At 72.9% G+C, this 18173-nt stretch carries 13 protein-coding genes; 3 read left to right on the top strand and 10 right to left on the bottom strand.

Annotation, left to right across the window (positions count from 1 at the left end; genetic code table 11):
- Positions 1–251 precede the first annotated feature (251 nt).
- Positions 252–1880: a regulator gene (locus tag ACIHCL_RS01900; RefSeq protein WP_399855800.1), complete on the top strand. Its 1629-nt coding sequence runs from the start codon at positions 252–254 to the stop codon at positions 1878–1880.
- Positions 1881–2001: 121 nt separating this feature from the next.
- Here ACIHCL_RS01900 and ACIHCL_RS01895 read toward each other — a convergent pair whose 3' ends face one another.
- Positions 2002–3321 (bottom strand): NAD(P)/FAD-dependent oxidoreductase, encoded by a 1320-nt coding sequence (locus ACIHCL_RS01895; RefSeq protein WP_399855797.1) that lies wholly within the window; start codon positions 3319–3321, stop codon positions 2002–2004.
- A 541-nt stretch (positions 3322–3862) separates the two neighbouring features.
- Positions 3863–4762, bottom strand: a complete 900-nt coding sequence (locus tag ACIHCL_RS01890) for a TIGR01777 family oxidoreductase (RefSeq protein WP_399855795.1) — start codon at positions 4760–4762, stop codon at positions 3863–3865.
- 158 nt (positions 4763–4920) lie between these two features.
- On the opposite strand from ACIHCL_RS01890, the gene ACIHCL_RS01885 reads away from it, so the two are divergent.
- Entirely contained in the window at positions 4921–5439 is a 519-nt protein-coding gene (locus ACIHCL_RS01885) for a GNAT family N-acetyltransferase (protein WP_399857100.1), read from the top strand.
- A 16-nt stretch (positions 5440–5455) separates the two neighbouring features.
- Here ACIHCL_RS01885 and ACIHCL_RS01880 read toward each other — a convergent pair whose 3' ends face one another.
- Positions 5456–6091, bottom strand: coding sequence for a TetR/AcrR family transcriptional regulator (locus tag ACIHCL_RS01880; protein WP_399855793.1), 636 nt, complete (start codon positions 6089–6091; stop codon positions 5456–5458).
- 186 nt (positions 6092–6277) lie between these two features.
- Here ACIHCL_RS01880 and ACIHCL_RS01875 point away from each other — a divergent pair, with 186 nt between their 5' ends.
- Positions 6278–7048, top strand: coding sequence for an SDR family NAD(P)-dependent oxidoreductase (locus ACIHCL_RS01875; RefSeq protein ID WP_399855790.1), 771 nt, complete (start codon positions 6278–6280; stop codon positions 7046–7048).
- Between the two features lie 106 nt (positions 7049–7154).
- Here ACIHCL_RS01875 and ACIHCL_RS01870 read toward each other — a convergent pair whose 3' ends face one another.
- The 7 genes from ACIHCL_RS01870 to ACIHCL_RS01840 all read right to left on the bottom strand — a co-directional run bounded on the left by ACIHCL_RS01870 (position 7155) and on the right by ACIHCL_RS01840 (position 18053).
- On the bottom strand, positions 7155–7676 hold the full coding sequence (locus tag ACIHCL_RS01870; protein WP_399857098.1) for a DUF4240 domain-containing protein: 522 nt from the start codon (positions 7674–7676) through the stop codon (positions 7155–7157).
- An 81-nt stretch (positions 7677–7757) separates the two neighbouring features.
- Entirely contained in the window at positions 7758–8729 is a 972-nt protein-coding gene (locus ACIHCL_RS01865; RefSeq protein ID WP_399855788.1) for a helix-turn-helix transcriptional regulator, read from the bottom strand.
- 92 nt (positions 8730–8821) lie between these two features.
- Positions 8822–11488: a pyruvate dehydrogenase (acetyl-transferring), homodimeric type gene (gene aceE, locus ACIHCL_RS01860; RefSeq protein WP_399855785.1), complete on the bottom strand. Its 2667-nt coding sequence runs from the start codon at positions 11486–11488 to the stop codon at positions 8822–8824.
- Between the two features lie 360 nt (positions 11489–11848).
- Positions 11849–12472: a GntR family transcriptional regulator gene (locus ACIHCL_RS01855; RefSeq protein ID WP_399855782.1), complete on the bottom strand. Its 624-nt coding sequence runs from the start codon at positions 12470–12472 to the stop codon at positions 11849–11851.
- Between the two features lie 379 nt (positions 12473–12851).
- Positions 12852–14654 (bottom strand): 2-oxoglutarate dehydrogenase, E2 component, dihydrolipoamide succinyltransferase, encoded by a 1803-nt coding sequence (sucB, locus tag ACIHCL_RS01850; protein ID WP_399855780.1) that lies wholly within the window; start codon positions 14652–14654, stop codon positions 12852–12854.
- A gap of 61 nt (positions 14655–14715) precedes the next feature.
- A complete protein-coding gene (lpdA, locus tag ACIHCL_RS01845) occupies positions 14716–16104 on the bottom strand; it encodes a dihydrolipoyl dehydrogenase (protein ID WP_399855778.1) in 1389 nt (462 codons plus the stop codon).
- 404 nt (positions 16105–16508) lie between these two features.
- A complete protein-coding gene (locus ACIHCL_RS01840; RefSeq protein ID WP_399855775.1) occupies positions 16509–18053 on the bottom strand; it encodes a leucyl aminopeptidase in 1545 nt (514 codons plus the stop codon).
- Positions 18054–18173: the final 120 nt, after the last annotated feature.

Below are 18173 nucleotides of genomic sequence, written 5' to 3'. Positions count from 1 at the left end.
GCCGGGAATGCCCCGAGCCGCGTCACCAGCACTGAATCAGCCCCGAGCCACTGTACGTCCGGTTCCCGGACGGCGGACCGGCAGGTGGGTTCCGCCGGCTTCCAGCGGCTTTCGTCAGCGTCGTTTTCAATCCTCACACGATCGGATGAAAGCGGAGCGAAGGCGGGTTTGGCCTGGTCGAAGGTCGCTACATTCACGCCGTTCCATTAGGGCTGCTCGTCCGGCCCCGAAGTCAGGAGACCGTACAGCTGATGTCGGAACGACCTCCGCAGCGCACCCCCAACCGCCGACTCGCCTCGCTCATCAACGAGGCCGGCTTCTCCCACGCCGGCCTGGCCCGCAGGGTGGACCAACTGGGTCTGGAGCACGGCCTCGATCTGCGGTACGACAAGACTTCCGTGACCCGCTGGCTGCGCGGGCAGCAGCCGCGCGGCACCACCCCCGCGCTGATCGCCGAGGTCTTCACCCGGAGACTCGGCCGCCGGCTCTCCGCACAGGACCTGGGCCTCGACGCGTGTGCTCCCGTCTACGCGGGCCTGGAGTTCGCGGCCACGCCCGCCGAGGCCGTGGACATCGTCAGCGGGCTGTGGCGGAAGGACTCGGGCAGCCACGCCGAGCTGCGCAAGATCGCCTTCACCCCGGCGGGACTCGTCGTGCCCAGCCGGGACTGGCTGATCGGCCGGGCCGACGAGTGGGTGGCGCGGGGCGGCGACTGCGTGGCCCCGGTGCCGGGCGACGCGGGCGGGGGCCACACACCGGGCGTTCGGCCGGCCGGTGGGGCACCCGGGGCCGGAGCCCAGGGGGCGTACGGGGCGCACGGGGTGCGCTGGCCCGGCCACGCACTCGGTTCCCACGGAGGGACGCGCGGACCGGGGCCGTCCCGGCCCACCGGACCGTCCGCGCCGCCCGCGACCGCCGTCGGCATGCCGGGAGGCCCCGGTGTGCCCCGGCAGCGGCAGACCGAGCGGACCCCGGGCCAGCGCGTCGGCGGCGGTGACGTCGCCGCCCTCCGCTCGGTCGGCGAACTCTTCCGCACCCTCGACCACACCTACGGCGGGGGCCACGCCCGGCAGGCGCTCGTCCGCTATCTGGAGCACGAGACGGAACCGATGCTGCGGGGCACCTACGGCGAGGCCACCGGGCGCCGGCTGTTCTCCGCCGCCGCCGACCTGACCCGGCTGGCGGGCTGGACCTCGTACGACATCGCGGCCCACGGTCTGGCCCAGCGCTACTTCGTCCAGGCGCTGCGGCTGGCCCAGGCCGCCGGGGATCGCGCGTACGGCAGCTACGTCCTGATCACCATGAGCAGGCAGGCCGTCTACCTCGGGCACGGCAGGGAAGCCGTGCAACTGGCCCGGGTTGCGCAGCAGGGCATCGGTGCGTCCGCCCCACCGCTCGTGCAGTCCCTGCTGCACGCCGTCGAGGCGCGTGGGCACGGGGTGCTCGGGGACGCCAGGTCCTGCACCGCCTCGCTGGCGCGGGCGGAGCGCGCGCTGGAGACCGCACGCCCCGGGGACGAGGTGCCGCACTGGGCGGGCCACTTCGACGAGGCGCAGCTCGCCGACGAGTTCGGGCACTGCCACCGCGACCTCCAGCAGTACCGGGCCGCGGCGCAGCACGCGGAGCGCTCCCTCGAACTGCGTGCCCCGCTGTATGCCCGCAGCCGGCTGTTCTGCCGGGTGGTGCTGGCCTGCGCCCGGCTCGCGCTCGGCGAGCTCGACCAGGCGTGCCTGCTGGGAGCCGAGGCCGCCCAGCAGGCCATGGAGATGCGCTCGGCGCGGGCGATGGAGTACGTACGGGACTTCGAGCGCCGCCTGGAGCCGTACCGGGACGCGGCCGCGGTACGCGGATACCGCGAACGGGTCGCCGCACTGGGGTGAGACGGGATCCCCTCCGGGCCGGCGCCCGTCCCGTGGGGGCTTCCGGGCGATGCCGGGGCCCGGCCGCCGCGACACGGGTGGTGCCGGGTCCGGTGCGCCCCGCGGCCCGGCCCGGAGGGCGTCATGCCGCTTCGGGCAGCGCCTCCCCGCCCCCGTCCCCCTTGCCGTGCCCCGGCCGCGCGCCCAGATCGCTCAGGATCGCCTCGGCGGCGCGGCGCCCCGAGAACAGGGCGCCCTGCACCGTGCTGGTGTCGCGGTGGTCGCCGCACACGTACAGCCCGGCCAGCAGCCGGACCGGCCGGCGCAGATCATGCGGTGCGGGCATCGCGGGGACGGCCTCGGGGTCGTGGTGGGCGGCCAGCAGCTCCCAGTCGTCGGTGGGGGCGCCGTACAGGACGGCGAGATGGGCGCGGACCGCGCGGTCCAGGTCCGGTGGCGGGGTGCCGAGCACCGTCGAGGTGATCAGCGCCACCCCGCGCGGGGCACGCGCGGGGTCGACCTCGCTCATCACCGCCGTGTGCGCGACCGGACCCGACCGGTCCGCGTTCAGCAGAAGTGAGGCACCGGTCTGCGGGGGAACCGGAGCGGTGTGGTGAACCACCGTCACCGGATGGAAGGCGGGCACCCGCAGACCGGGCAGCAATCGGGCGGCGGCACCGGCGCCGGTCGCCAGTAGCAGGGAGCGGCAGCCGAGTTCGCCGTGTTCCTCGGTGCGGACCGAGGTGATGTCGGCGGCCGTGACACGGACGCCCGTCCGTACCGTGCCGGGCGGCAGCGAGGCGGCGAGCAGCTCGGGCAGCCTGCCCGAACCGCCTGCCGGCACGCACAGCCTGCCGCGCGCGTAGTCGCGCAGGGCGAGATCGGCGCAGCGGCTGGACGTGGTGAGGTCCGGGTCGCTCAGGAGTGCGGAGAGCAGCGGGCGCAGGAAGCCGTTGACCGTACGGGAGGGCAGGCCCCGCTGGGACAGGGCGGCGAGGGCGGTCAGTTCGGGCCGGGCCAGGATGCGGGAGGCCGGCGTGGCGGCGAGCCGGTTCAGGGCGGCGCTCAGCCGGGCCTGGTCGATCGGCCCGCCCATCGGCGGACGGGGAGAGCTTGCCAGGGCGCGCGCCACCTTGAACGCTCCCCGCGCGCCCCGTGCATCGCCGATCCGGTACGGGCGGCCCTCGCTGTGTACGAGCAGTCCCGGGGCGAAGGGGCGCAGGGCGAGCCCTTCGAGGGCGGGCGTGAGGCGGAGCTCCGGGTACGCGGTGCTGAGCAGCGGCCCCAGGTGGTCGAGCAGAAAGCCGTCCGACGCGGTGGTGGTCATCCGGCCGCCGACCCGGGGGCCCGCCTCCAGGACGCTGACGCTCACGCCCGCGCTGGTCAGACGGTGGGCGGCCGACAGGCCCGCGATCCCCGCCCCGATGATGACGACGTCCGCGTGATGTGCCGAGCTGAGCACGTGCCCTCCCCGAGTCGTCGCAACCGGCGGGAGGCCCTTGCCCCCGACAGACCCCCGGAACATCCGAGTTCGCAAGGAGGCTAGAAGCGGGGCCGCGACAGGCGCAGACGCGCGCACCCGGGGCACCGTTGCACGGGGTCGCACGTCCGTCCGATTCGGTGGCGGGGGAGGAGGACCGCGGTCCCGAGGGGCGCGGCCGATGTGCGCCGGTGTCCTCGCGGTGCGCTGGTCGCGGCGGTGCGAGGCGCGTTCGGCGGGCGGCTCGGGGTGCGGGGACGCGGAGTGTTCGGCGGGCAGCGGGGGAGCGGCGCGGCGCGCTCGGCGGGATGGTGCACGGGTCGCCCGGGCGGTGTTCCTCGGCGCGTTCGGGCCGGTGCCGGGCGGCACGTCGGGAGCGGCGCCTCGCGGTGTGCGCACCGCGCCCCGGTCCCGTGCGCGTACACCCCGGTCCGTCGTCGTGGGCGTTCGCCGTTCGCCTTCACACCGGTCCGGAGCCGTACGGGTCGTCGTGGTCCGGCGTCATACGGGTCGTCGTGGGCGTTCAGCGCAACGCGGCGCGGATCGCCGCGTCGATGCCGGGGAAGGCGAAGTCGAAGCCCGAGTCCAGCAGCCGCCCCGGCAGCACCCGCTGACTGCTCAGCACGTCCTGTGCGAAGTCGCCGAGGACGAGCCGCAGCGCCGGTGCCGGAGCGGTCAGGAGCGTGGGGCGGCGCAGCACCCGGCCCATGGCGGCGGTCACCTCGGCGTTGGTGACCGGGTCGGGGCCGGTCAGGTTCACCGGGCCCGACAGCGACTCCGTCTCCAGGATGTGCCGCAGCGCGGCCACCTCGTCGTGCAGCGCGATGAAGCTCCAGTACTGGCGGCCGTCGCCCAGCCGCCCGCCGAGCCCCGCCCGGAACAGCGGGAAGAGCCGTCCCCAGGCCCCGCCCGCACGACCCACCACCAGACCGGTGCGGGCGTGCACCGTCCGCACACCCGCCTCCTGCGCGGCCGCCGTCGCCGCCTCCCACTCCACGCAGACGGAGGGCAGGAAGCCCGTGCCGGCCGGGGCGCTCTCGTCGACCGCCCGGTCCCCGGTGTCCCCGTAGTAGCCGATGGCCGACGCGGACACCAGCACCTTCGGGGGCACGTCCAGCGAGGCGACGGCCTCGGCCACCGCCGTCGTCCCGAGCACCCGGCTGTCCCGGATCTCCCGCTTGTACGCGGGTGTCCAGCGGTGGTCGCCCACCCCGGCCCCGGCCAGGTGGACGACGGCGTCGCACCCCACCAGCCCCGCCACGTCGACGTACCGGCGCTTCGGGTCCCACTCCACCTCGTCGCCCGTCCGCGCCGGGTGGCGCACCAGGCGGACGACCTCGTGGCCGTCGGCCCGCAGCGCGCGCACGAGCGCCGCCCCGATGAGTCCGGACGCTCCGCTGACGGCGATACGGGAGTGCAACATGGGGCCCATCCTGCCGCAGGCGTTCCCCGATGCCCCGCCCACCGGGCCGACCGGGCGGGAGAACGGTCCCACCGGGCGACAGGAGCACGGTCCCACCGGCCGGTAAAAGGGGCTGCCCGGCGGGCGGACGGGATGGCACAGTGGCGCGCATGCAAGAGATGCCCGCACCCACGGCCTGCTCCGTCCGCGTCGCCGTCCTCTCCGACGAGACCGCGCTCGGTGGGCTCGACCGCGCCACCTGGTCGACCCTGCACGCGGTGATGCCGAGGCCGAGGCCGCCGTACCCGCCGTTCTTCGACGACCGCCACCGGCCGGAGGACCTGCTCGTGGCCGAGACGGAGAACGAGGCGGGGGAGACGGTGATCGCCGGGTACATCCGGGTCGTTCCGCCGACCCCGCTGGCCTGCAACGCGCACGTCCGCCAGATACAGGGCCTGGTCGTGGCCGACCGGGCGCGCGGCCGGGGCATCGCCAGGACCCTGCTGCGGGCCGCTTGCGCGGCGGCGCGGGCGGAGGGCGCCAGCCGGATGACGCTGCGGGTGCTCGGACACAACGCGCCCGCACGCGCCCTGTACGAGGCGGAGGGGTTCGTCGTCGAGGGCGTGCTGTCCGGCGAGTTCTTCCTGGACGGCCGTTATGCCGACGACGTCCTGATGGGGCGTCCGCTCGTCCCCTGACCCGTCTTGCTCCGGCTCAGTCGCCGAACAGCCGCATGCCGCCGATGAGTTCGCGCAGGCAGCGCACGGCGAGATCGGCCGGTGAGCCGGGTCCGCTCACCGGCGCGTCCGTCAGCGCCCACGACTCCAGCGCCACCCGCACCGCGTCTGTGGCGGCGGCCGCGGCCAGCCTGACTTCCAGCGGGTCGGCGCCCTCGCCCGCCAGCCGGGCCAGCACCGGCAGCAGCCGTTCCTCCGATTCCTGGTTGACCCGGTACCAGACGGCCCGCAGCGCCGGGTCGTCCGCCGCCGCCCGCAGCAGCCCGCGGGTCCAGCCGAGTTCCTCGACGGCGCGCGCGTCGGGCATCCGGAGCGCCTCGGCGACCGCCTTCTCCAGGGCCGGGGCGAGACCTGCCCCGGGATCGGCCGCTTCGAGCAGCGCCCGCCAGCGTTCCGCGCCGCCGCACAGCAGCGGCCCCACCGCGTCCTGTTTGGAGCGGAAGTACCGGTAGAACGTGCGCAGCGCGACCCCCGCCCGGAGGGCGATGTCCTCCGCCGTGGTGCCGTCGGGCCCCCGTTCGGCGAAGAGCGCGGCGGCGGCGCGCGCGATGTCCAGCTGGGTCGCCGCCTTGCGGCGCTCGGTGAGGGACGGCTGATTCGGCATGGGGCTCATCTCCCGGAGACTACCCCGACCGGCAGGAGGCGTGCACGAAATGACGTCATGGCAAAACGTGCCACTTAGGCGTACGGTGGACGTCGAACGAGGCGGTCGAGGACGGCTTCGGGAAGTACGGCTCCGCGCACGTCCACAGGCGCGATGTATCGAGACGGCAGTCGCCGGGATCGGGAGAGAACTGACATGAACCGCTACGAAGGCCGCCGCGCGCTCGTCACCGGGGGCGGCTCCGGCATCGGACAGGCCACCGTCCACCGGCTCCTCGCGGAGGGCGGTCGCGTCGTCGCCGCCGACGTGAACGAGACCGGGCTGAAGGCCACGTACGCGACGGCCGAGGCGAACGGCACCGCCGACCGCCTCACCACCCTGGTCCTCGACATCTCGGACGAGGGCGCGGTCCGCTCCGGCGTCGCCCTGGCCGTCGACACCCTCGGCGGGCTCGACGTACTCGTCAACGCGGCCGGAATCCTGCGGTCCGAGCACACGCACAAGACCTCGCTGGAATTCTTCAACAAGATCATCTCCGTGAACCTCACGGGCACGTTCCTGATGGTCCGCGAGGCGATCCCGGCCCTGCTGGCCGGCGTCGAGCCGGTGATCGTGAACTTCTCCTCCACCTCGGCGAGCTTCGCGCACCCCTACATGTCGGCGTACGCGGCGAGCAAGGGCGGCGTCCAGTCGATGACGCACGCGCTGGCGAGCGAGTACGGCAAGCAGGGGCTGCGGGCCGTTGCCGTCGCCCCCGGTTCGATCTCCTCCGACATGACCAGCGGCACGGGCCCGGGGCTGCCCGCCGATGCCGACATGTCGCTCTTCGCGAAGCTCTCCCCGGCGTTGGGGGAGGGGTACGCCAGCCCGGACACCGTCGCGGGCGTCGTCGCGATGCTCGGCTCGCGGGACGGGGCGTTCATCACGGGCACCGAGATCCGGATCGACGGCGGCACCCACTTCTGAACCGTGGGCGCTTTTGAACCGCGGGGGCTTTTGAACCGCGGACGCCGGTCCGGAAGCCCCCCGGCCCCCGGGCGCCGCACCGAAGGATGTTCCCGCCCCGACGCGGTCAGCCGCCCCTGAACCGCGCCCAGAGCGCGGGGAAGCGCTCCGCCAGGGTCGCGTCGTCCTCGACGGAGAACGGAACACCTTCCGGTTTTGTGGGCTGGGGCGGCAGGCCGAGGTCCGGATCGACCACACCGGTGAGCTGCTCGTACGCCTCGTCGGCCGCGTATCCGAGATCCTCGCCGTCGCCGTCGACCTCCTCGTCGAAGTCGTCGAGGAGGCCGGCGAGGCCGTCCGGATCGTGCAGCGCGCCCTCGAAGACCTCCCGGCCCTGCCCGATCAGCCAGCAGCGGAAGAGGTCGAAGGCGTCGTCGTCCGCCCCGTCGAGCAGCACGGCGGCGGCGCCCCACAGATCCCAGCGGTACGCGCGGTTGTAACGTGACTCGAAGTGCCTGGCGAAATCCAGCACCGTTTCCGGATCGAGCCGCACCAGCCGCTCGACGAGCAGGTCCGCCTGGTCCTCGGGGTCGCCCTCGGCGTCCTCGCGGGTGCTGTCGATGATCTCCCAGAACTCCGTCTCGTCCATCACGGATCAAGCATCGGGCGTGGCGGCGGACGGCGCACGCGGACGTGGTGGGAGCCCGGTGCCCGAGGAGGGCGGACGCCCTCAGCGGTACAGGTCGTACTGGCGTTTCGCCGCCGCGGCGAGACGGACCCGCAGACCGGCCGGTTCGAGCACCTCCGACTCCGGCCCCAGGCTCAGCAGTTGGCTGTACGCCACCTCCAGGGACTCGACCGGCAGAGTGACCGTGCGCCACCCCCGCGCATCGGGCGGGCCCGCCGTCTCCAGGGCCTCCCGGACCGCCGAGCGGTCCATCATGTGCGGCAGCCGGCGTGCGCCCTCCTCCGACAGCCGCACCGTCACCTCCTCCCGGAGCAGCGATCGGGCGAACTGGGCCGACCGCTCCTCCCAGAACCCCGGCAGGTCGAAGCCCTCGTCGCGCGCGAACCGTTCGTCCGACACCGAGACGGCCGAGAACCGGTCGATCCGGTACACCCGGAAGTCCCGTGCCACCCGGGCGCACAGGTACCAGACACCGGCCTTCAGGACGAGCCCGTACGGGGCCAGTTCCCGCTCCACGTCCTCGTCGTGCCCGCTGCGGCGATAGCGGGCGCGCACGATCCGGTCGTCCCACACGGCCTGCGCGACATCGGACAGCAGCTCGGGGGTCTCCGGTTCCCGGAACCAGCCGGGGGCGTCCAGATGGAAGCGCCGCGCGGCGCTGTCGGGGGCGTCCCGCAGCGACGGCAGCAGGGCCGCCGACACCTTGAGCCGGGCGGCGGACGCGGCGTCCTCCAGGCCCATCTCGCGGAGGGCGGAGGGCAGCCCGGACAGGAAGAGCGCCTCGGCCTCGTCGCGGGCGAGCCCCGTGAGGCGGGTGCGGTACCCGCCGACCAGGCGGTAGCCCCCGGCTCTGCCCCGGTCGGCATACACCGGAACGCCCGCCTCGGAGAGCGCCTGCGCGTCGCGCGTGACGGTCCGCTCGGACACCTCCAGCTCCCGGGCCAGCTCGGCGGCCGTCATGGCGGGGTGGCCCTGCAGAAGCAGCACCATCTTGATGAGGCGGGCAGCACGCATGGCCCCATTGTCGCCGCGGGCCCGGAAACGGTGCGGCGGCGGCCGGGCACACCCGGCCGCCGCCTTTCCCCCGTCCCGGTGTCACGCCCGGGTCACAGCCCGTACCGCTCCCGGGCCTCCTTGACCGCGGACGCGGTCACCTCGCCGCGACGGGCCAGCTGGGCCAGCGCCGCGACCGTGATGGACTGGGCGTCCACGCCGAAGTGGCGGCGGGCCGCGTCACGGGTGTCGGACAGGCCGAAGCCGTCCGTGCCGAGCGAGGACCAGTCCTGCTCCACCCACTGGCTGATCTGGTCCGGGACCTGCCGCATCCAGTCGCTGACCGCCAGGACCGGACCCGGAGCGCCCTCCAGGGCCCGGGTCACGTACGGCACCCGTTGCTCGCCCCGGAGCAGTGCCTCGTCGCACTCCATGGCCTCCCGGCGCAGTTCGCCCCACGAGGTCGCGGACCACACGTCGGCCGTGACGCCCCAGTCCGCCGCCAGCAGTTCCTGCGCCTCCAGGGCCCAGTGGATCGCCGTACCGGAGGCCAGCAGCTGGACGCGCGGCGCCTCCGGCTTCGCGGGCGTGCCCTCCTTGAAGCGGTAGAGGCCCTTGAGGATGCCGTCCTCGACGCCCTCCGGCATCGCGGGCTGCGGCCTCGGCTCGTTGTAGACCGTCAGGTAGTAGAAGACGTCCTCGGCGTCGGGGCCGTACATCCGGCGCAGACCGTCCTTGACGATCACCGCGATCTCGTACGCGAACGCCGGGTCGTAGTTGAGCGAGGCCGGGTTCGTGGCCGCGATCAGGTGCGAGTGGCCGTCGGCGTGCTGGAGGCCCTCGCCCGTCAGCGTCGTGCGGCCGGCCGTGGCTCCGATCACGAAGCCGCGGCCGAGCTGGTCGCCGAGCTGCCAGAACTGGTCGCCGGTGCGCTGCCAGCCGAACATCGAGTAGAAGATGTAGAAGGGGATCATCGGCTCGCCGTGTGTCGCGTACGACGTGGAGGCGGCGATGAAGTCGGCCATGGCGCCGGCCTCGGTGATCCCCTCGTTGAGGATCTGGCCGTTCTTGGCCTCCTTGTAGTACATCAGCTGGTCGCGGTCGACCGGCTCGTACGTCTGGCCCAGCGGCGAGTAGATGCCGGCCGACGGGAACAGCGACTCCATGCCGAAGGTACGGGCCTCGTCCGGGACGATCGGCACCCAGCGCCTGCCGGTGTGCTTGTCCCGCATCAGGTCCTTGACCAGGCGGACGAAGGCCATGGTGGTGGCCATCTCCTGCTTGCCGGACCCCTTCTTCAGCGCGGCGAACGCACGCTCCTCGGGCTCGGGCAGCGCCACGGCGTGCACCCGGCGGGCGGGGGCCGGACCGCCGAGGGCGGCGCGGCGCTCCTGGAGGTAGCGCACCTCGGCGGAGTCGGCGCCCGGGTGGCCGTAGGGCACCAGACCGTCCACGAAGGCGCTGTCCGGGATCGGCAGCCCCAGCAGGTCGCGCATGTCCTTGAACTCGTCGGCGGACAGCTTCTTCATCTGGTGGTTGGCGTTCTTGGACTCGAAGCCCTTGCCCAGCGTGAAGCCCTTCACCGTCTGGGCGAGGATCACGGTCGGGCCGCCCTTGTGCTCCAGGGCCGCCCTGTACGCCGCGTAGACCTTGTGGGGCTCGTGGCCGCCGCGTGAGGTGTAGAAGCACTCGGCGATCTTCGCGTCGGTGAGCAGCTTCGCCATCTCGACGAGCGCGGGGGAGGCGCCGAAGAAGTGCTCCCGGATGTACGCGACGTCGCGGGTGGCGTACGTCTGGAACTGCGCGTCCGGGACCTCCCGGAGCCGACGGACCAGCGCGCCGGTGGTGTCCAGCTGGAACAGCTCGTCCCAGGCGCTGCCCCAGAGCGTCTTGACGACGTTCCAGCCGGCCCCCCGGAACGCGCCCTCCAGCTCCTGGACCACGCGGAAGTTGGCGCGCACCGGGCCGTCGAGGCGCTGGAGGTTGCAGTTGATGACGAAGGTCAGGTTGTCGAGCTGCTCGCGGGCCGCGAGGGCGAGGGCGGCGGTCGACTCGGGCTCGTCCATCTCACCGTCGCCGAGGAAGGCCCAGACGTGCGAGTTGGAGGTGTCCTTGATGCCGCGGTTGGTCAGGTAGCGGTTGAAGCGCGCCTGGTAGATCGCGGAGAGCGGGCCCAGGCCCATCGACACGGTGGGGAACTCCCACAGCCAGGGCAGCCGCCGCGGGTGCGGGTAGGACGGCAGGCCGTCGCCGCCCGTCTCCTGGCGGAAGTTGTCGAGCTGCTGCTCACTCAGCCGGCCGTCGAGGAAGGCGCGGGCGTAGATGCCGGGGGAGGCGTGGCCCTGGACGTAGATCTGGTCGCCGGAGCCGTCGCCCTCCTTGCCGTGGAAGAAGTGGTTGAAGCCGGTCTCGTACAGCCAGGCCGCGGAGGCGAAGGTGGCGATGTGGCCGCCGACCCCGAACCGGGCGCCGCGGGTGACCATCGCGGCGGCGTTCCAGCGGTTCCAGGCGGTGATCCGGTTCTCCATCTCCAGGTCGCCGCCGAACGCGGGCTCGGCGTAGGTCGGGATGGAGTTGACGTAGTCCGTCTCCAACAGCTTGGGCAGCGCGAGACCGGCGCCCTCGGCGTGCTGGAGCGAGCGGCGCATCAGGTACGCGGCGCGGTGCGGGCCCGCGGCCCTGGTGACGGCGTCCAGGGAGGCCGCCCATTCGGCGGTCTCCTCGGGGTCGCGGTCCGGGAGCTGGTCGAGCTCGCTCGGAAGCTTTACGGGGTCGGTCATGATCGCCGCCTTCCGGAGTGGGAGGGGGTGGAGAAGTCCCTGACTGGCAGGACAGGGCGATGGGGCCGGTGAGCCCGCGACTGAACTGTAGGCCGCCGATCGATGATCGATCAAAGGGTGAAGGGAAAAACTTCTCGATATGAAGAAATTGGCATTCGGTGCCGCGAAGTGGGGCACGGAGTGACGGGATTTAGCACTCAAAAGGGGCGCCCCCTGTGCGCGGGTGAGCAGCCTCCGGATCAGATGATCCGCGTGTGCCGAGGCGGATTCCGCGTGGACCGCCCCTCGGGCCCCACGCATGGGACCGCGTCCGGCCCGATCCGGACGTCGCCGGTCGTCCCGAGCCGTCGGGTACGCCGCTCAGGCGCGCGGCGCGCAGCCCAGGACGTGCGCCTTGACCAGCGCGCCGATCTCCGGGTCCTTGCGCAGGAACGCCTCGATGAGCGCCTCGTGCTCCTCCGCGTACGACTTCTGCACCGTGCCCAGCCAACGGATCGACAGGGCGGTGAACACCTCGATGCCCAGCCCCTCCCAGGTGTGCAGCAGTACGGCGTTCCCGGCGGCCCGCACCATCTCGCGGTGGAACGCCACGGTGTGGCGCACCTGCGCCTCGCCGTCGGCCAGCCGGTCCGCCTCGTAGAGCGCCGCCACGTGCGGGGCGAGGCGCGAGCAGTCCTCGCCCAGGACCGGGGCCGCCAGCTCCGCGGCGATCTGCTCCAGACCGGCCCGCACGGGATAACTCTCCTCCAGGTCGGCCGCGGTGAGGTTGCGGACCCGCACGCCCTTGTTGGGGGCCGACTCGATCAGCCGGAGCGTCTCCAGCTCCCGCAGGGCCTCGCGCACCGGCGTCTGGCTGACCTCCAGCTCGGTGGCGATGCGGCGCTCCACGATCCTCTCGCCCGGCTTCCAGCGCCCGCTGACGATCCCGTCCACGATGTGCTCGCGGATCTGTTCGCGCAGCGAGTGGACGACGGGCGGGGTCATGTGGAGCTCCTTCGGGGCGGACCGGACCGGGCCGATGCTGTCTGCGCCATCACGGCTGCCGGGGCGACCGGTGGTGACTAGTGTCCTCCCGGCAACGTTCGCCCCGTCGCGACGCCCGGCACGCACGCTTGCGGCGTCGGCCAAAAGCCCACGCGGCCGTTCCCCGGGCTCTCGACTTCGTTCGAGCAGGGGAGGCCCCGTCCGTGGACTTCCGGCCGCCTTGCGGTCGCACGCACCGGACGACGCTCCTGCCGGGCGAACATTGCCGGTCACGGCACTAGACAATACGGCGGCGCCCCCGCCAGGAAGAGGTCCGGACGGGGGCGCCGCTCGTGAGGATGGTTACAGCCGCCTGCGCGAAGGCTCACGGCCGCCGCGTTCAGAGGCCGAGCTCGACCTCGAACTCACCGGCCTCCAGGATCGCCTTGACCGCGGTCAGGTAACGGGCGGCGTCCGCGCCGTCCACCAGACGGTGGTCGTAGGAGAGCGACAGGTACGTCATGTCGCGCACCGCGATCGTCTCGCCGAGGTCCGGGTGGTTGATGACCACCGGACGGCGGACCGTGGCACCGATGCCCAGGATGGCGGCCTGGTTCGGCGGCACGATGACGGTGTCGAACAGCGCACCGCGCGAGCCGGTGTTGCTGATGGTGAAGGTCGCCCCGGACATGTCGTCCGGCGTCAGGCCGCCACCGCGGGCCTTGCCCGCCAGCTCCGCGGTCTTCTTCGAGATGCCGGCGATGTTCAGGTCGCCCGCACCCTTGATGACCGGGGTCATCAGCCCCTTCTCGGCGTCCACGGCGATGCCGATGTTCTCCGAGTCGAAGTACGTGATGGTGCCTTCGCCCTCGTTGATCCGGGCGTTGATGACCGGGTGGGCCTTCAGCGCCTGGGCCGCCGCCTTGACGTAGAACGGCATCGGGGACAGCTTGACGCCCTCACGGGCCGCGAACGCGTCCTTGGCCAGGGCGCGCAGCTTCATCAGCTTCGTGACGTCGACCTCGACCACCGAGGTCAGCTGGGCCTGCGAGTGCAGCGCCTTCATCATGTTGTCGCCGATGACCTTGCGCATGCGGGTCATCTTGACCGTCTGGCCGCGCAGCGGGGACGCCTCCAGCTTCGGCGCCTTCGAGACGGCAGGGCCGGCAGCCGCGGCGACGGCGACCGGAGCCTGTGCGGCGGCTGCCTTGGCGGCCTCCGCGGCGGCGACGACGTCCTGCTTGCGGATGCGGCCACCGACGCCGGTGCCCTTGACCGCGCCCAGGTCGACACCGCTCTCGGCGGCGAGCTTGCGGACCAGCGGCGTGACGTACGCGCCGTCGTCACCGGAGGTCGCGGCCGGGGCGGCGACGGGAGCGGGTGCGGCGACCGGAGCCGGAGCCGGAGCGGCGGGAGCCACCGGGGCCGGTGCCGGAGCGGGGGCCGGCGGGGCGACCGGAGCCGGTGCCGGAGCGGCGGGCGCCACCGGAGCCGGAGCGGGCGCGGCCGGGGCCGCCGGAGCGGGAGCCGGAGCCGGTGCGGCGGGGGCCGGAGCCGCGGCCGGAGCGGCCGGGGCAGCCGCCGGAGCGGCACCCGGGGCGCCGATCACGGCGAGCTTGGCGCCGACCTCGGCGGTCTCGTCCTCGGCGACCACGATCTCCAGCAACACACCGGAGACCGGGGCCGGGATCTCGGTGTCGACCTTGTCCGTGGAGACCTCCAGAAGGGGCTCGTCCTCCGTGACCTCCTCGCCGACCTCCTTCAGCCAGCGGGTGACGGTGCCCTCGGTGACGCTCTCGCCGAGCGCCGGGAGGGTGACGTCGGTGCCGGTGGCGCCGCCGGCCGGAGCGGCGGCGGGGGCCTCGGCGACGGGGGCCGGGGCCGGTGCGGCGGGGGCCTCGGCGACCGGAGCCGGAGCGGCCTCGGGCTCGGCGGCGGCCGGCGCCGCCGCGGCGGGTGCGCCCGTGCCGTCGTCGATGACGGCCAGCTCGGCGCCGACCTCGACGGTCTCGTCCTCGGCGACCTTGATGGCGGTGAGGACGCCGGACGCCGGGGCCGGGATCTCGGTGTCGACCTTGTCGGTCGAGACCTCGAGCAAGGGCTCGTCGGCCTCGACGCGCTCGCCCTCGGCCTTCAGCCAGCGGGTGACAGTGCCCTCGGTGACGCTCTCACCGAGCGCCGGAAGGGTTACGGAAACCGACATGGTTTCGGTTGCTCCTTACGAAAGTGCGGAAGTGGTCGGTCGTCGCGCCCGGTCGACTGGGTCAGTCGTGGGAGTGGAGGGGCTTGCCGGCCAGCGCCAGGTGGGCCTCGCCGAGCGCCTCGTTCTGGGTCGGGTGGGCGTGGATGAGCTGCGCGACCTCGGCGGGCAGCGCCTCCCAGTTGTAGATCAGCTGGGCTTCACCGACCTGCTCGCCCATGCGGTCACCGACCATGTGGACGCCGACCACCGCACCGTCCTTGACCTGGACGAGCTTGATCTCGCCCGCGGTCTTGAGGATCTTGCTCTTGCCGTTGCCCGCGAGGTTGTACTTCAGGGCGACGACCTTGTCCGCACCGTAGAGCTCCTTGGCCTTGGCCTCGGTGATGCCCACGGAGGCGACCTCGGGGTGGCAGTACGTCACCCGCGGGACGCCGTCGTAGTCGATCGGGACGGCCTTCAGGCCGGCCAGGCGCTCCGCGACCAGGATGCCCTCGGCGAAACCGACGTGCGCGAGCTGGAGCGTCGGGACCAGGTCGCCCACGGCCGAGATGGTGGGCACGTTGGTCCGCATGTACTCGTCGACGACGACGTAGCCGCGGTCCATCGCGACCCCGGCCTCCTCGTAGCCCAGGCCCTGCGAGACCGGGCCGCGGCCGATGGCGACCAGCAGCACCTCGGCCTCGAAGGTCTTGCCGTCGGCCAGCGTGACCTTGACGCCGTCCTGGGTGTACTCGGCGGTCTGGAAGAACGTGCCGAGGTTGAACTTGATGCCGCGCTTGCGGAAGGCGCGCTCAAGGAGCTTCGAGCTGTTCTCGTCCTCGACCGGGACGAGGTGCTTCAGGCCCTCGATCACCGTGACGTCGGTGCCGAAGGACTTCCACGCCGAGGCGAACTCGACGCCGATGACGCCGCCGCCCAGGATGATCGCCGACTTCGGGACGCGGTCCAGCGTCAGCGCGTGGTCGGAGGAGATGATGCGGTTGCCGTCGATCTCCAGGCCCGGCAGCGACTTCGGCACGGAGCCGGTCGCCAGCAGCACGTGGCGGCCCTGGACGCGCTGGCCGTTCACATCGACGGAGGTGGGGGAGGAGAGGCGTCCCTCGCCCTCGATGTACGTCACCTTGCGCGAGGCGATGAGTCCCTGGAGGCCCTTGTACAGGCCCGAGACGACGTCGTCCTTGTACTTGTGGACGGCCTTGATGTCGATGCCCTCGAAGGTGGCCTTGACACCGAACTGGTCGGCCTCGCGCGCCTGGTCGGCGATCTCGCCGGCGTGCAGCAGGGCCTTCGTGGGGATGCAGCCGTTGTGCAGGCAGGTGCCGCCGACCTTGCCCTTCTCGATCAGGGCGACGTCCAGACCAAGCTGCGCTCCGCGCAGGGCCGCGGCGTAACCGCCGCTACCACCGCCGAGGATCACTAGGTCGAAAACGGTGCTGGCGTCGTTCGCCACGTCACGTCCTCCATGCATGTGCGCCGTACGCCGGGCCCCGTCGCTGGGGTATGACCGGCCGGTCGGCTGGTGTTCGGCCGCTTGTTGGTCGGCCCTGTGGTGGGGGCCCTGTCCTGCCGAGAACCCATCTTCGCACTTGTCGACGGGTAGTGGGACGCGGGGCCCGGGTCTGGGAAGGACGATCATCCGTCCCGGACGGTTACCGCTGCGTAGGGAGTGTGGATTTGGTCACGAGCGAAACCCTCGTTCTCCTGGGCGGGCGAGAGCCTTCGTCGTGGGTGTCCCCCCTCCTTCGCGCCGCGATGTCACCGGGGGCAATGCGAACGGCCCCGGGCGTATGCCCGGGGCCGCGGCCGACCGGTGGGGGACACGGCGGCGGAGGCGGCCGTGACCCTGTGGCGGACTCAGCCGAGGTCGCCGGCGGCGGTGCGCTCCGCCAGCCGCACCAGCGTGCGGACCGCGGAACCGGTGCCGCCCTTCGGCGTGTACCCGTACGGCGCGCCCTCGTGGAAGGCCGGGCCCGCGATGTCCAGGTGCGCCCAGGCGATGCCCTCGCCCACGAACTCCCGGAGGAACAGGCCGGCCACCAGGCCGCCGCCCATCCGCTCGCCCATGTTGGCGATGTCGGCGGTCGCGGACTCCATGCCCTTGCGCAGGTGGACGGGGAGCGGCATCTGCCAGGACTCCTCGCCGACCTCCTCGGCGATCTCGTGGACGGAGGTGCGGAAGGCGTCGTCGTTCGCCATGATGCCGAAGGTGCGGCTGCCCAGCGCCACCATCATCGCGCCGGTCAGCGTCGCCACGTCGACGATCGCGTCCGGCTTCTCCTCCGAGGCGCGGGTCAGCGCGTCGGCGAGGACCAGGCGGCCCTCGGCGTCCGTGTTGAGGACCTCGACGGTCTTGCCGCTGTACATGCGCAGCACGTCGCCGGGGCGGGTGGCGCTGCCCGACGGCATGTTCTCGGCGAGCGCCAGCCAGCCGGTGACGTTGACCTGGAGGCCCAGCCGCGCGGCGGCGACGACGGCCGCGAACACGGCGGCGGCGCCGCTCATGTCGCACTTCATCGTCTCGTTGTGACCGGCCGGCTTCAGCGAGATGCCGCCCGAGTCGTAGGTGATGCCCTTGCCGACCAGGGCCAGGGTCTTCTCCGCCTTCGGGTGCGTGTAGGCGAGCTTCACCAGGCGCGGGCCGTGGACCGAGCCGTTGCCCACACCGAGCAGGCCGCCGTAGCCGCCCTTGGCGAGCGCCTTCTCGTCGAGCACCTGCACCTTGATGCCGTGCTCCTTGCCCGTGGCGGTGGCCACGGCGGCGAAGGACTCGGGGTACAGGTCGTTGGGCGGGGTGTTGATCAGGTCGCGGGCGCGGTTGATCTCCTCGGTCAGCGCGACGGCGCGCTCGGCGACCGCCTTGAACGCCTTGTCGCGCGGCTTGGCACCGAGCAGGGCGACCTCGCCCAGCGGGGCCTTGGGACCGGTGTCGTTCTTCTTGCCCTTGGGCGCGAGCTTGTCCTCGCCGCCCTGGTACGCGGTGAACGCGTACGCGCCGAGCAGTGCGCCCTCGGCGATCGCCCCGGCGTCCTCGGCGGACTCCACGGGCAGCGCGAAACCGGCCTTCTTCGAACCGGCCAGCGCGCGGGAGGCCGAGCCCGCGGCCCGGCGCAGTGCCTCGGCCTCGTACGCCTCGCCCTTCTCCGGGGCGGAACCGAGTCCGACCGCGAGGACGACGGGGGCCTTCAGACCGTCGGACGCGGGGAGCTTGGTCACCTCGCCCTCGGCACCAGTGGCGCCCAGGGCCTCCAGGACGGTGGCGAGCTTCCCGCCGAACGCCTTGTCCACGGCCTCGGCGCCCGGTGCGAGGACCGGCCCCTTGGTGCCCTTGCCTACGCCGACGACGAGTGCGTCGGCGCGCAGCGTCGCCGCCCCGGCAGTGCTGAGAGTGAGAGCAGTCACGGTGGTGAAATCTCGCTTCCGTTGAGTTCGTTGTCGGTCGAGGGGTGGGCCGACCGTGCCCGGCGCATCGTAGACGCCGTCACGATGTGCCGGGAATGAGCCTACGCGCGTCATTGTCGC

Origin of the sequence: Streptomyces sp. NPDC052042 (genome assembly GCF_044548345.1) — a bacterium.
GTDB lineage: Bacteria > Actinomycetota > Actinomycetes > Streptomycetales > Streptomycetaceae > Streptomyces.
The sequence above is the reverse complement of the archived record's forward strand: the minus strand, read 5'-3'. Positions and strand labels throughout refer to the sequence as shown.

What these genes read in the sequence shown, in the direction of transcription:
- ACIHCL_RS01890 (WP_399855795.1), bottom strand. Translation starts at nt 4,762, where the DNA reads ATGTTGCACTCCCGTATCGCCGTCAGCGGAGCGTCCGGACTCATCGGG.
- ACIHCL_RS01870 (WP_399857098.1), bottom strand. Translation starts at nt 7,676, where the DNA reads ATGGACGAGACGGAGTTCTGGGAGATCATCGACAGCACCCGCGAGGAC.
- ACIHCL_RS01900 (WP_399855800.1), top strand. Translation starts at nt 252, where the DNA reads ATGTCGGAACGACCTCCGCAGCGCACCCCCAACCGCCGACTCGCCTCG.
- ACIHCL_RS01855 (WP_399855782.1), bottom strand. Translation starts at nt 12,472, where the DNA reads ATGACCCCGCCCGTCGTCCACTCGCTGCGCGAACAGATCCGCGAGCAC.
- ACIHCL_RS01865 (WP_399855788.1), bottom strand. Translation starts at nt 8,729, where the DNA reads ATGCGTGCTGCCCGCCTCATCAAGATGGTGCTGCTTCTGCAGGGCCAC.
- ACIHCL_RS01885 (WP_399857100.1), top strand. Translation starts at nt 4,921, where the DNA reads ATGCCCGCACCCACGGCCTGCTCCGTCCGCGTCGCCGTCCTCTCCGAC.
- aceE (WP_399855785.1), bottom strand. Translation starts at nt 11,488, where the DNA reads ATGACCGACCCCGTAAAGCTTCCGAGCGAGCTCGACCAGCTCCCGGAC.
- ACIHCL_RS01875 (WP_399855790.1), top strand. Translation starts at nt 6,278, where the DNA reads ATGAACCGCTACGAAGGCCGCCGCGCGCTCGTCACCGGGGGCGGCTCC.
- sucB (WP_399855780.1), bottom strand. Translation starts at nt 14,654, where the DNA reads ATGTCGGTTTCCGTAACCCTTCCGGCGCTCGGTGAGAGCGTCACCGAG.
- ACIHCL_RS01880 (WP_399855793.1), bottom strand. Translation starts at nt 6,091, where the DNA reads ATGAGCCCCATGCCGAATCAGCCGTCCCTCACCGAGCGCCGCAAGGCG.